This is a genomic window from Rivularia sp. UHCC 0363 (genome assembly GCF_034931125.1).
Classification (GTDB): domain Bacteria; phylum Cyanobacteriota; class Cyanobacteriia; order Cyanobacteriales; family Nostocaceae; genus Rivularia.
The window spans coordinates 15,259-28,530 of record NZ_JAYGHM010000063.1; the positions used below are offsets into that span (position 1 = coordinate 15,259).

Annotated in this window: 10 protein-coding genes and 1 tRNA gene; 5 read left to right on the forward strand and 6 right to left on the reverse strand. The window is 37.0% G+C overall.

The annotated features are described in order from the left end of the window. Positions 1–18 precede the first annotated feature (18 nt). Together VB797_RS27130 and VB797_RS27135 are read right to left on the reverse strand one after the other, a co-directional pair. On the reverse strand, positions 19–495 hold the full coding sequence (locus VB797_RS27130; RefSeq protein ID WP_323240878.1) for a Tic20 family protein: 477 nt from the start codon (positions 493–495) through the stop codon (positions 19–21). 105 nt (positions 496–600) lie between these two features. Next, positions 601–798, reverse strand: a complete 198-nt coding sequence (locus VB797_RS27135; protein WP_323240879.1) for a hypothetical protein — start codon at positions 796–798, stop codon at positions 601–603. A 615-nt stretch (positions 799–1,413) separates the two neighbouring features. Between VB797_RS27135 and glyA the strand changes: the two genes are divergently transcribed. From glyA to VB797_RS27155, 4 genes are all read left to right on the forward strand, one after another. After that, a complete protein-coding gene (gene glyA, locus VB797_RS27140; protein ID WP_323240880.1) occupies positions 1,414–2,697 on the forward strand; it encodes a serine hydroxymethyltransferase in 1,284 nt (427 codons plus the stop codon). A gap of 662 nt (positions 2,698–3,359) precedes the next feature. Continuing rightward, positions 3,360–4,802: a 15-cis-phytoene desaturase gene (gene pds / locus VB797_RS27145; RefSeq protein WP_323240881.1), complete on the forward strand. Its 1,443-nt coding sequence runs from the start codon at positions 3,360–3,362 to the stop codon at positions 4,800–4,802. Beyond that, entirely contained in the window at positions 4,786–5,718 is a 933-nt protein-coding gene (gene crtB, locus VB797_RS27150) for a 15-cis-phytoene synthase CrtB (protein ID WP_323240882.1), read from the forward strand. The genes pds and crtB overlap by 17 nt, the downstream gene beginning before the upstream one ends. A 117-nt stretch (positions 5,719–5,835) precedes the next feature. Next, positions 5,836–5,924 (forward strand) — tRNA-Ser (locus tag VB797_RS27155). Between the two features lie 108 nt (positions 5,925–6,032). Here the strand turns inward: VB797_RS27155 and VB797_RS27160 are convergent. Continuing rightward, a complete protein-coding gene (locus VB797_RS27160; protein WP_323240883.1) occupies positions 6,033–6,875 on the reverse strand; it encodes a hypothetical protein in 843 nt (280 codons plus the stop codon). 921 nt (positions 6,876–7,796) lie between these two features. On the opposite strand from VB797_RS27160, the gene VB797_RS27165 reads away from it, so the two are divergent. Continuing rightward, a complete protein-coding gene (locus VB797_RS27165) occupies positions 7,797–8,579 on the forward strand; it encodes a WecB/TagA/CpsF family glycosyltransferase (RefSeq protein ID WP_323240884.1) in 783 nt (260 codons plus the stop codon). Positions 8,580–9,338: 759 nt separating this feature from the next. Here the strand turns inward: VB797_RS27165 and VB797_RS27170 are convergent. The 3 genes from VB797_RS27170 to VB797_RS27180 all read right to left on the reverse strand — a co-directional run bounded on the left by VB797_RS27170 (position 9,339) and on the right by VB797_RS27180 (position 13,254). Further along, a complete protein-coding gene (locus VB797_RS27170) occupies positions 9,339–10,535 on the reverse strand; it encodes a glycosyltransferase (protein WP_323240885.1) in 1,197 nt (398 codons plus the stop codon). A 166-nt stretch (positions 10,536–10,701) separates the two neighbouring features. Then, positions 10,702–11,991: a glycoside hydrolase family 5 protein gene (locus VB797_RS27175; protein WP_323240886.1), complete on the reverse strand. Its 1,290-nt coding sequence runs from the start codon at positions 11,989–11,991 to the stop codon at positions 10,702–10,704. 120 nt (positions 11,992–12,111) lie between these two features. After that, positions 12,112–13,254 (reverse strand): glycosyltransferase, encoded by a 1,143-nt coding sequence (locus VB797_RS27180; protein WP_323240887.1) that lies wholly within the window; start codon positions 13,252–13,254, stop codon positions 12,112–12,114. Between the last annotated feature and the right edge of the window lie 18 nt (positions 13,255–13,272).

Genomic DNA, 13,272 nt, shown 5'->3' on the forward strand with positions numbered 1-13,272 from the left:
GTCTTCAAAGCTACTTATCTAACGTACCTGCATATGAACTGCATCACTAATTGCGGGAATTTCTGCGTAACGACCCATAACTGTTTGAGCAACACAATACACAACAGACGCAATCAAGCCAATAAAAATCGTATTGGCTAAAGTTTCAATCGCAAAGTTAGAACCAGGAACTGGACTTAAAAGACTAATCAGAAGACCGCATAAAGATAGCACGATGCTTAAAAGAATAGCCTGCATCGTATTAAAGCGGATAAAATGATTTATTTTCTCATTTCGCACTACCAACATGAATAAAGCGAAGAAAATAATCAGCCCCGCAAAAGGTATGCTCCGATAAATCCCTATTACAGGTAAAATTGGCAGGAGAATCACGCCCAAAGCCGGAAACTGATTTAACAAGAATTGACCGAACCCTATGCCTTCAACTAAGGGAAGCAAATAAGGCAAGCAAGCAAAAATTCTATCTTTAACATTTGTAGACCCGCGCCAAGCCATGCTGCGTTCTCCTATACTTAATTTAACTGACCAAATTTAACTGACCGTATGAACCTAGAATAACGCAGTCACTTGGTTTTTCGTTTGATTTTTATTTAGATTGGATTATTTTATATTGGCAATGCGAAAGCCCATGATGCACTCATACCAATCCGGCTGTTGCTCAGTAATTTTACTAGTAGCTCGTCCACAACATAATTTACCTCCATACCAACGAGGTTGACCGCTTTCGTCGGCAAGTACGCAAGATTGGCAAACTTTTTTTGGGGCAATAATTTGCTCTTTGATTACAATTACTAACATTTTACCACCCGTTTAAATGAGTATTAATTATTCCATATCTATAATTTTATATATACGTGAATCGCCTTAACGTTACCCGCGTTGAGTAAGCAAGCTGAATTTTCATCTGCTCTAAAAGAAGCAGGCTTATCGCTCAGTTATATATATTGAGTGTATTCTATTAGATTTGATTTAATTTTATACGTTGAAAATATAAATATTGAAAATTTTTCGTAAAAAGTAATACATTAAAATTTTTGTAAACTTAAAGACTCTCATCAAACCTTTATCTTGCGTCTAATAATAAATAAATAGTATTAACTTGGAATTGATAAGTAAATCGGCACAAATAAAACCAACTATGTAACGGTTGGGTAAACTGGTATCAAAGCCTTGTCCCTACTTCCCCCAACCCTACTCCCTACTCCTTACTCCCTTTTCATAACTGTGATTTTTAACGCTGACCTATTTAGTTATTTCATGATTTGTAATTTTGTATCTTAATAGTTAAGAGACCAATGACCTTTCTTAATTGTTAACAGAAAAAGATATAAAATCAAATTCTGTGCGTTGTTCGCATAACCTCTCCTATAAGAGAAAGCAATCGTGTAAACTTTCACAGGATATATAGCTCAAGTGACCAAAACTAATTCAGATTTTCTTGCTTCATCCGACCCGATAGTGGCAGAGTTGATTGATAAAGAACTAAAGCGTCAACAAGACCATCTGGAATTGATTGCTTCAGAAAACTTTACTTCTGCCGCCGTACTGGCTGCTCAAGGTTCCGTACTGACGAATAAATACGCTGAAGGATTGCCAGGTAAGCGTTATTATGGCGGTTGTGAAGTAATCGACCGGATCGAACAAATAGCGATCGACCGTGCTAAACAGCTATTTGGTGCTGCTCATGCCAACGTCCAACCTCATTCTGGAGCGCAAGCTAATTTTGCGGTATTCCTAACGCTACTGGAACCGGGTGACAAAATTATGGGGATGGATTTGTCTCACGGAGGACACCTAACCCACGGTTCGCCGGTAAATGTTTCCGGTAAGTGGTTTGAGGTTTGTCATTACGGTGTTAGTCAAGAAACAGAACAGTTAGATTACGAACAAATCCGCGAGCTGGCGCTAAGGGAGCGTCCCAAGCTCTTGATTTGTGGATATTCAGCTTATCCGCGCGTGATTGATTTTGAAAAGTTCCGCAGTATTGCTGACGAAATTGGTGCTTATTTGCTAGCGGACATTGCTCATATTGCTGGTTTAGTGGCTTCCGGGCTTCATCCCAACCCGATTCCTTATTGCGACGTAGTGACCACAACTACCCACAAAACTTTACGGGGTCCAAGGGGTGGTTTAATCTTGACTCGCGATGCTGACATGGGTAAAAAGTTTGATAAATCAGTTTTTCCCGGTACCCAAGGAGGACCTTTAGAACACGTTATTGCTGGTAAAGCGGTAGCGTTCGGGGAAGCACTCAAGCCAGAATTTAAAGATTATTCGGCTGCTGTAATTGAAAACGCCCGCGCTTTGGCGAATCAGTTACAAAGTAGAGATTTAAAAATTGTCTCCAACGGTACAGAAAACCATCTTATGCTCGTAGATTTACGGTGCATTGGCATGACGGGTAAGAAAGCAGACCAATTGGTTAGCGGTGTAAATATCACTGCCAACAAAAATACAGTTCCTTTTGACCCAGAATCACCCTTTGTAACCAGCGGTTTAAGATTGGGTTCTCCAGCAATGACAACGCGGGGCATGGGAGTAACAGAATTTACCGAAATTGGTAATATCATTGCCGACCGTTTGCTAAATCCCGATTCCGAAGCGGTTGCTGGAGATTGTCTGCGACGAGTGGCTACTTTATGTGAGAATTTCCCTTTATATCAACATCTGGGGCTTCCCGTACCGGCTTTGGCATAAATGGTAAATAGCTTGATTTTGAGGAATTTCCACAAATAATTAATTGGAATTTTCCATGAATACCCGATCCTTTCATAGGATTCAAATAAACCCCTTTTTTAGGGGTTTTTTTATGGCTGTAAAACTACATACTCAAGACTTAAAACCAAACTTACAAATATACACAGTGGAATTGCTGAGTTAAAAGCCTAAAGATAATTAATATTATTAACTTATTATTACGAATCTTTATTAAAGATTAAGACTTTACAGATTGCTTTAAGAACTCTTTACCAGCTTTTTAATAAAAAACGCGATAAATACAAAGAAACAATAAATATTTAATAGTTTGGTAGCATTATTCACTTTAAAATACTAGGATTACGGTATATTTTTTTTGTTTACAGACAAAAAAACTAAGGTAATTTACTGATAAATCGAGTATTTTACGAAAGTGCTGTAAAACTGTCTTAAAACAAGGATGATCGCGCAAGGACAAATAAATCACTTGTACTCGATATTACTTCTTATTCTTAAGTTAACTTTTGCCGTAAACGTGCAATAAAAACGATCGCAGGCAAAAATATGGCAAAACGATGCGAAGTCAATTGCAAAATGTAACGGAATGCAAAGTATAATGAAAACTACGAAATGCAGAAAAATATTAAATTAAAGTTTGGTAAATGCGAGTAGCTATCGCCGGAGCAGGCTTGGCAGGGCTTTCCTGTGCCAAATATCTAGTTGATCGAGGACATACTCCCGTAGTCTTGGAAAGCCGAGACGTACTGGGGGGCTTAGTCGCAGCATGGAAAGATTCTGACGGCGACTGGTATGAAACTGGGCTGCACGTATTTTTTGGGGCTTATCCCAATATGTTGCAATTACTTAAAGAACTCGGTATTGAAGACCGTTTGCAGTGGAAAAAACACACAATGATCTTCAACCAGCCGGAAAAACCAGGCACTTACAGTCGCTTTGACTTTCCGAATTTGCCAGCACCGTTAAATGGGATTGTGGCAATTCTGCGAAATAACGATATGTTGACCTGGAGCGAAAAAATTGAGTTAGCTAAAGGATTAGTTCCAGCTATGTTGCGGGGTCAGAAATATGTTGACTCCACAGATAACTATACTTTCTCTGAATGGCTCAAGCTTCAAGGAGTAGGTGAGGAAGTACAGCAAGATATTTTTATTGCTGCTTCTAAATCATTAAATTTTATTAATCCTGACGAAATATCAGCTGTCGTGCTGTTGACCGCTCTCAATCGCTTTCTTAAGCAAAAAGACGGCTCAATGATGGCTTTTTTGGATGGTTCTCCCACCGAGCGTCTTTGTCAACCGCTGGTAGATTATATCGAAGCTGCTGGTGGGGAAGTAAAGGTAAATGCGCCTTTGAAAGAAATTTTGCTCAATCCAGATGGTAGTGTCAAAGGATTTTTGATGCGCGGTTTACATGGAGCATCCGACTATATCGAAACCGCCGATGCTTATGTTTCGGCAATGCCGGTTGATGTGATTAAAGTCATGCTACCAGAGCCTTGGAAGGATATAGAATGCTTCCAAAAGCTGGATGGATTAGAAGGCGTGCCGGTAATTAATATACAGTTGTGGTTTGACCGTAAACTTACAGATATAGACCAATTATTATTTTCGCGATCGCCACTTTTGAGCGTTTATGCCGACATGAGCAACACTTGTCGCGAATATAGTGACCCAAACCGTTCTATGCTGGAATTAGTTCTTGCACCAGCAGACGATTGGATTAATAAATCTGATGCGGAAATATTGCAAGTAACTCTTGCCGAACTGTCTAAACTGTTTCCTCAGCACTTCGGCTCGTCCGAGGAGGAAGCCAAGTTACTGAAACATCATGTGGTGAAAACACCGCGCTCAGTTTACAGATCGACTCCCGGTCGTCAGGAGTACCGTCCAGAGCAAGCTACTCCCATCTCAAACTTTTTCTTGAGTGGAAGCTATACCATGCAACCGTTTTTAGGAAGTATGGAAGGAGCAGTACTTTCTGGTAAACTAACAGCGCTCGGTGTGAATAAATCATTTTCAGTAAAGAGTTCTTCCAGCGCGCAAATGCCTTCCATCCAGCCTGCAACGAATGCTGCAACTGCCTGATTCCCCCCCATGCATGAAAACGTCGGTCTCTGTGGATGAGTCCTACCAAATTTGTCAGCAAATCACAGCAAAGCATTCCAAAACTTTTTATTTGGGTACTTTGTTGATGAGTCCGGAAAAGCGACGTGCAATTTGGGCAATTTACGCCTGGTGTCGTCGTACTGACGAATTGGTAGACGGTCCTGCTGCTGCTATGACTACTCCCGAAACTTTAGATTTATGGGAAAAGCAGCTCGAATTAATTTTTGCTCAACATCCCCAAGAAAATGTTGATTTAGCTCTTGCGGATACTGTTTTGCGTTACGACATGGATATTCAGCCCTTTCGGGATATGATTTCCGGTCAGCGCATGGATTTGTACCGCGATCGCTATAAAACTTTCGATGATTTATATCTTTACTGTTACCGCGTAGCCGGTACTGTAGGTTTGATGTCAACAATGGTGATGGGAATCGACTCCGAGCAAAATACCGCTCCTTGGAACCGTCATAAACAGCCGTATATTCCGACTAATGAAGCAGTCAATTTGGGAATAGCTTGTCAACTAACCAATATTCTTCGCGATGTTGGTGAAGATGCCCAACGAGGGCGAATTTATATTCCCATTGAAGATTTGGCGCGTTTTAACTACACCGAGAATGATTTATTTAAAGGTGTAGTAGATGACCGATGGCATTCCTTAATGAAATGCCAAATTCAACGAGCGCGTCAATTTTACACCCAAGCAGAAACAGGAATTAGTTACCTACATCCAGACGCTCGTTTGCCAGTGTGGGCAGCTTTAATCCACTACAGTCGCATTTTGAGCGTTATTGAGCGTAATAACTATGACGTATTTAATCAACGCGCCTACGTACCGCAGTGGAAAAAAATCGGAACTATACCTTTTGCTTGGTTGCGATCGCAAATAACTTAGGTATAAAGAACATCGCCGCACTGGGATATTAAGTTTATCCTAGTGTGTATACAATTTTTTTAATTTAAATGTTGACTTGTTCTTTGTCATCTGCTAAGATTCATATTTGTTAGACCGGGAGAGATGGCTGAGTGGTCGAAAGCGGCAGATTGCTAATCTGTTGTACGATTAAGGTCGTACCGAGGGTTCGAATCCCTCTCTCTCCGTTATTAATTCAAATTGGTTTACTCAATAAATACAGCTAATGGTGCGTTTGAACTTTCCTTTGAACGCACCATTAGTTTTATTGTTAGGTTATGGCTATTAACTAGCTTCTATAAGCCACTAAAGTTATAACCGACTCCCACGGAAAGACCAACGTCAGTTTGGTCAAAAAATGCTGCATTAACAGCCGCTGTCGCAGTGAATTTGTCTGATAGCGGTACGTCCACACCACCAGAAATCAAAAACGATAGCTGTGAATTATTGCCAGTTGCTAAAGCTAATCCGGCTCCAACATAAGGAGCAAAAGGCAATCTTTCCCGGAAAGGATCTGCTGCTACTTGGTTAAAAGAAAAATCATAGGTTACGGGAACCAAAATTACAGTATCGTTACCAAGTACGATTGAGGGACGAACTGATAAAATATCTGTCAGTCCAACTTTACTGATAACCATAAAGTTACCATCGCCTAAAGCGGAATCGCCACCCAAACCAATATTTCCTGCAACCCCAATATAGCTAGAGCCACCGCGAGTAGAACCACCAAAATCAATATCCGCTTGCGCCAAATCTGAAGAAGGGGGTATAGATGGTTTTAGATTTGCTTGGGGATACTGTACGTCTTCTTGATACTGACGAGCAAGTTCCGCAGATGAAGTTGCTGTTGTTCCTGGAACGGGTGCAGAATTTTGAGATATTTGGTTATCTGTATCAGATGTTACCGATTCGGGATTAACCGATAAATTTGATTCCTGAGAACTTCCATCAGAGAAACTGGGGCTGAAATACTCCACATTGCCGTTTTCTTCTTTAGAAGAAACTTGGTTGATTGATGGTGCAAACAAACCATCCGCAGTGTCATCTACTGTTTGAGCAGACACAGATAATCCACCACTTAATAACGTAATTGTCAACGAGAGCGTAAAAACGCTTTTACGAAGAAAAATATTATTCACGTCCACTCCTAAAAGAATATAGCCACTTAAATATTGACTAGCTTATTTCTAATCTATTTTTGGCGATATTTAACATTTAACACTAAAAAAATATGACTACATCCTTAATTAGGCAGAATTTATGTAAATTTACTGCATTTAAAATATTTCTAATATCGTTAGTTCAACGGTTGACAAAAAAACATTATTCATATATATGATTATCTCATGATTTTGCTCTTAGATAACACTTGTGGTGCAATTGCAAATATTTGACTTTATATTCGTCATCTACGATGAATATTGATATAGAATTTTTTGTTCGATCCAGCTAATTTATTAAATCTCTTCTCAATACTGTTTACAAAGATAAACGAAAACGACGAATTTTGTTCTAAAAACTCTGTTAAAAGAATTTCATCAACTATTTACCAAAAAATGATACAAGATCTATATTTCTTTATACACATTTTAAAAAAGATAATTATCGTATTTCAAAAAAAAATCAATATACCGTAGTACTTACTAATTATATTTAATTTTCATGAAAAATAAGTAAAGACGTAATTGCCGTTTCAATTTATATGATATCTTAATTTATAATCGCGGTTTAGATAACAAACAATATTTATCGGCTATTTCGTTATTTTACATACATCAAATTATTTCATATCTAAAAAACCTCTTCAAATTATTTTTTTTAGATTTCTATTCCAATTATAGAAAAGATTACTAATTATAATTAATTTAAAGCTAATTTGAAGCAGAATATAATTTTATTATCTAAAAAAATAATTTATGTTTTATGTTACGGAGGTACTATATTTTTTTAAGTTTCCAATTAAATTTATAAACATGGTATTGATTTTATAGTTAAATAACTTGAGTCAGACCTGCAATCCAAAAAATATAAAAATAGTTATCAGCCTTACTAAAAATGCCATGAAGAGAATTAAGATTTTGAACTTAGAAATAGATAATTGGTCAAAAAAAGAATTACTAGATAACTTAAAATCAGGTGTAATATTTACGCCAAATGTAGATCATATTATTAAGCTTCAAAGAGACTCGGAATTTGTTCGAGCTTATAGTATCGGAGACTATAAAGTTTGCGATAGTCAAATACTAATGTATGCATCTAAGTTTTTAGGCACCCCAATTAAAGAAAAAATATCTGGTTCTGACTTATTGCCTGCGTTTTGTAATTATCATAGAAATAATGAAGATATTAAAATTTTCCTTTTAGGTGCGGCTCAAGGTATAGCTAATAACGCACAAAAAAAAATTAATCATAGGATAGGAAGAATGATTGTTGTTAACTCTTATTCTCCACCTTTTGGCTTCGAGCAAGATGAAGCAGAATGCCAGAAAATAGTAGATATAATTAATAGCTCAGATGCTACGGTGTTAGTAATAGGGTTGGGTGCGCCAAAACAAGAAAAATGGTTATACAAGTATAAAGATAGCTTAAAATATATCAAAATATTTATGGCGTTAGGAGCAACTATTGATTTTGAAGCAGGAAATGTAAAAAGAGCGCCAAAGTGGATGAGTGAAATCGGATTGGAGTGGTTATTCAGGTTATTATGCGAACCAAAAAGGTTATGGAAAAGATATTTATTAGATGATATTCCTTTCTTGTTCTTAATTTTGAAACAAAAATTAAATTTGTACATAAATAAAGACATGAAGGATAACCAAACTTTTTTAATTGATAAGTATTAGCTAATTTAATATCAAGCCAAATTATCAATTTTTGGCATTCATAGTTATCTAATAATTAAATAAAGCGGCAGATTAAATATTCTGACCGCTGTTTATTTATCAATAATTTAGGTTCTTCAGTACGTAAGTAGGTGGGTGGAAAAATTTATAACTATGTCATTGCGTTAGCGAAGCTTCCCGAAGGGTACGGAGCGGAGCGAAGTGAAGCATAAGACCGAAGCGGTCACGCTCCGCGAATCTGCGCTTACGCACACGCAGGAGTTTCGAGCATTTTACATTTGGTTATATAGTTATGTTTATTTGAGCCAACCTACTTGTAGCAACCCTAAATCATTTGTAAAAAGTCACAAGTAGGTTGGCGTTGAAAATTGTATTTAAGACAAGGGAGTAGGAGTAAGGCTTTTAATCCAATTTACATTTTGTTACATAGTTCGGTTTATTCGTGCCAACTTACTTAGTTACTAATATTTAGAAGTCTAGTGCGAGCATCTTGCTCGCTGGCAGAGTAGCGAGCAAGATGCATGTCCTTACGGACACGCTGCCCTACCGCACTACTTATTTATATTTCACGAATCATTTAGGACTGCTATAGGATTAGCATTTGAATCAAACCTTCACCTTTTAAAGACAATAACCCTTCTGTTTTACAAAAGGGTTTTTTTATAAAGGGTAATATCAAAATGTAATAAACATTTTTATAAGTTGCGCCGATTAAATGCATAAATATAGCTGTTTTCTAATACTTATTTATGCATGATTTTATACTATTTGTGCCACTGAAATCATCTCAGCTAAATTCTTTAGATAAGCTTGTCTAACGAGCATTTGAGGAGTGCTATTGAGTCCGACTTTACTTAAAATTTCTTCCCAACGATATACCCAGTCATGTCTTAGTAGTGAGTTTATAATATTATCTTTACTTATCTTTTGCAGCTTTTCCGGTTGTGTATCTAATTCGTTAATTATATCTACTATAACAGTGGTATTGTCAGGTACTTCAATTACAGCTTCAGACCAGTCAAAATGCATATTATAAGCTTCACAAACTGGTGGAGTTCCAATCATTACTGCTCCTGCTGCGGCTCCTTCAAAAAAGCGGGAACCTAATTCTTCTTGACCACCAGTTTGATTTCCGCTATCAAATTTTGCTTTATTCGCAATGAAATAACGACTTCTTTTGATTAAATTACTATACAAAGTTCGATGTTCTTGATAATTCCTCATTTCTAAACCTTTGAGAGAATCATATAGATAAAGAAAGTTTTTGCGTTCCGTAAATTCTAGTAAAGATTTATGAGTAATTTCTGAACGACGACCAATACTATAAATATCGATATGTCTCTGAGAAACCTGCGGATAAGGACAAAACTTTACAGCATCGACGGCATAGGGCAAACTATAACAAGGACGTTTAACTAGTTGACTTATAGCATCAACACTTTTGCTCTGAGTAGTAAATATATAGTCAAAGTCTTTAGCTAATTTTAAACAAAGTGCAGTTTTGGGATTTTCCAGTTCCTTAGTCCAAAGTTCATCAATCCATAATACTGCTTTTTTACATTTGCCACGCCATCCTTTGATCGCATTAATACAGGTCATATCCCAAAAATGTTGGCAAATAAAGAATAATAAATCATATTCTTTCTCTATTACTAATTCCTTACAGCCAGAATGTAATAATTTGCTTTGACTTGACACTGAACCCGCAAAATTAGCCGCTTTTTTGATTACTTTAGATTTAAAGTTGGGTACGTATGTTGGTGTAATTAAATCGGCATAATCAAAACTACTAATGACATCTTCAAATTCGTATTCAGCAGAACGAAAAGCTTCCGAATGAAACCCTCGCATTGATACTACTAAAATACGGGGTTCTTGATGAGAATTAATTAAGGGTTTTTGAATATTTAAGTTAACTTTTGATTGAAAATTCCATTTGTGCGTAGTTTCTAACATGGTTATAATCATTCTTTATCTATAAAATTTATTTATCGGCATCTATTAATGCAAAAATTTGATCAGTACTAACGCAAAATTATTTATATAATTACTCGTGAGTTATATAAACCTTCCCTATTCCCTCCCCAGAAGAAATGTTTAATTTATTTTGCACGAGTACTTATTAACGTAGTATCTTGCTTAAAAGCGCCTGTTTTGGGGCATTTACTGTTTGCCAGTCATTTTGCAATATACCTCCAGTACCTTTACTGTTAGGATTCCAGCACCAATAAGCAAAGCTCAAATTATTCTTAGCGATATAGTCTACAAACTTTTGTTGCCAGATACCTTCTTTGGATTTACTATCAACATGATATCCACCGAATTCTCCAACCAAAATGGGAGCGATGCGTTTTGTCGCAATATAGTTAAATCCTGTTTCCCAACGTTGGTAAAGATTTTTGGGGAATGCTGCATCTTTAAACCAAGAGACTGTTGCACCACCGTATTCGTGAGGAGAATACACCAGCTTGTGAGGTTTTTTCAAATGTATGGGGTATTCCCGAACACCCTCTAAATTTGCGCCCCAAAAGTAGCCATGCTGCTGCTGATTGGGTACATTTTTTTCTACCCCCTCTACCACAATCAACCAGTTAGGATTAACTTGAAGAATCTTGTCTCCAGCCTTTTGGGCTGCTAACCGCCAATCTGTTGAAGTATAATCGGTTCCCCAACTTGCACTACCGTGGGGTTCGTTTTTCAAATCTGCACCTATAACGTTGGGTTGATTTTTATAGCGTTTTGCTAAAAGAGTCCAAGTATCTATCCAATCTTTTTCTGTAAAACCATCTCCATACCATAGTTCTGAAATATGCCCATCTTTAAGACAGTGACTATCTAATAAAATCAACAATCCTTGTTTCCCCGCTTCTTGGATAATTAAATCCATCACTTGCAGAGGAGTTTTTCCATAAAGTTCTGCATTTGCGCCAATAGAAAAATCGATACTATTGATAGTAGATGATTTAAGTGCTTCCACTGAATAGGGTAAGCGAATTAAGTTATAACCTAAGCTTTTAATATGACGGAGCATTTGCTTGTAGTCTTTTACCCATAGACCATGAGGTGCGTGGGTTTCAACTTCAATACCAAACCAGTTAATACCGCGTAATAATACTACCTTACCCCTACTATCAACGATGTGAGAACCTTGTGTAGAAAAGGGAGGCACAATGGTAGTAGCTGCGACAGAAATATTACCTTTAAATACGGCGATTAATTGGGAAGAGCAAATTAAACTTATAGACAATAATCCAAATACTAAGCCAGTCAGAATATGTTTTTTGAACCTTTTCGACTTGATGCTTATTTTAAGAACATTAAGAATACTAAAAATCCAGATCCCCTGTTTCAAAGAATTGAAGATAATACGGGTAAATCGATGTACTTGGGCAATGCGTGAGTTAAGCAGCATAGTTGTTTTATTGTTTTCTGCTTTTATATATGAGTGAAAAATACGATTAAATTAACAGGAATGGCCGCAATTGTCACAAGATCCTGGTTGGTGTGTGACACGAAGTTGCGTAAGTCCTAATTAAATAGAGCTTACTGTACTCTTTACACTGTCGTAGAAATGTTCTCGTCGCAGCACAGACCATGTAAGCCTATTGTTGTATAGCTCGGAATCTTGATTAAGCTCCAATAACTGCATTAATTTTCTGGCAAAACTTTCTGGTTCATCGGCTATTTTAATAGCAGATGGATAGCTAGAAATGCCGCGCATGGCTGTATTTGTAGCTACTATTGGACTTCCAGAAGCGATCGCATCCAGAGTTTTGATCTGAATTCCACCACCACTAACAGAAGGAATCGCGATAACTTTGGCTAATGCCATAAATGCTTGTGCATCAGTCACAAAGCCACAATATTTGACATTAGGATATCGTTCGATTAGCCATTTGGCACCAGAACCAGCAACATGAATAGATATATTTGGAGGTAAATGGGGATAAACCGCTTGAAAGAACCACTCTAAACCAGACTTGTTCGCTTTCCACGTCCAGCTACCTATTATTCCTATGTCATAGTTTTTAGAAGTAGAATTTTTTGGTGGTATTGTCCAGCTAGAAGGCAGATGAAACACCTTACTGATTTTGTTTTGAGCATGAAAATAATTGGAATCATGAGATGTTAACGTCCATACTTGCTTTGAGAAAGCAGCTAAATGGTCTTCCATCTTTTTGATCAGACGAGCTTCTCTTTTATATATGTATTTTGATAAATGTTTTTGGGCATTTTTTAACTGTGTTTCGTAAAGTTGATGCTCGACATTATGAGCAATAAATATGATTTGGGACTTACGATCAAACAAAGGTAATAACCAACCCAATTGAGCATGGTCTATAAAGATAATTTCATAGTTATTAAGCTGTAAAATATTTTTGATTTTTGTAAAATATTTTCGAGAATAATATTTAGCCGCTGAATAAGGAAGTTGTTTCCAGAAGCTTAAAGCCATCCATAAGAATGAATAATATTTAGATTTTTCCGTTTCTATGTATCGTTGTTCAACTACAACCTCATGCTCATTTTGATTGGTATCATCCGGACGTTGATATCCGACAACTAACACTTCATGTCCGCTGTATTTTAAAGCGTTAATAAAAGACTGAGATGCAATTTCACCACCAGTTCTTCTTCCACTCGGAAGAACGGTTGTTATATACAAAATTTTCATATACTAAAATTTAGAAGT

Bases quoted from the DNA above. Each gene is read 5' to 3' on its own strand.
- VB797_RS27130 (WP_323240878.1), bottom strand. From the start codon at position 495: ATGGCTTGGCGCGGGTCTACAAATGTTAAAGATAGAATTTTTGCTTGC.
- VB797_RS27135 (WP_323240879.1), bottom strand. From the start codon at position 798: ATGTTAGTAATTGTAATCAAAGAGCAAATTATTGCCCCAAAAAAAGTT.
- pds (WP_323240881.1), top strand. From the start codon at position 3,360: ATGCGAGTAGCTATCGCCGGAGCAGGCTTGGCAGGGCTTTCCTGTGCC.
- crtB (WP_323240882.1), top strand. From the start codon at position 4,786: ATGCTGCAACTGCCTGATTCCCCCCCATGCATGAAAACGTCGGTCTCT.
- VB797_RS27165 (WP_323240884.1), top strand. From the start codon at position 7,797: ATGAAGAGAATTAAGATTTTGAACTTAGAAATAGATAATTGGTCAAAA.
- VB797_RS27170 (WP_323240885.1), bottom strand. From the start codon at position 10,535: ATGTTAGAAACTACGCACAAATGGAATTTTCAATCAAAAGTTAACTTA.
- VB797_RS27175 (WP_323240886.1), bottom strand. From the start codon at position 11,991: ATGCTGCTTAACTCACGCATTGCCCAAGTACATCGATTTACCCGTATT.
- VB797_RS27180 (WP_323240887.1), bottom strand. From the start codon at position 13,254: ATGAAAATTTTGTATATAACAACCGTTCTTCCGAGTGGAAGAAGAACT.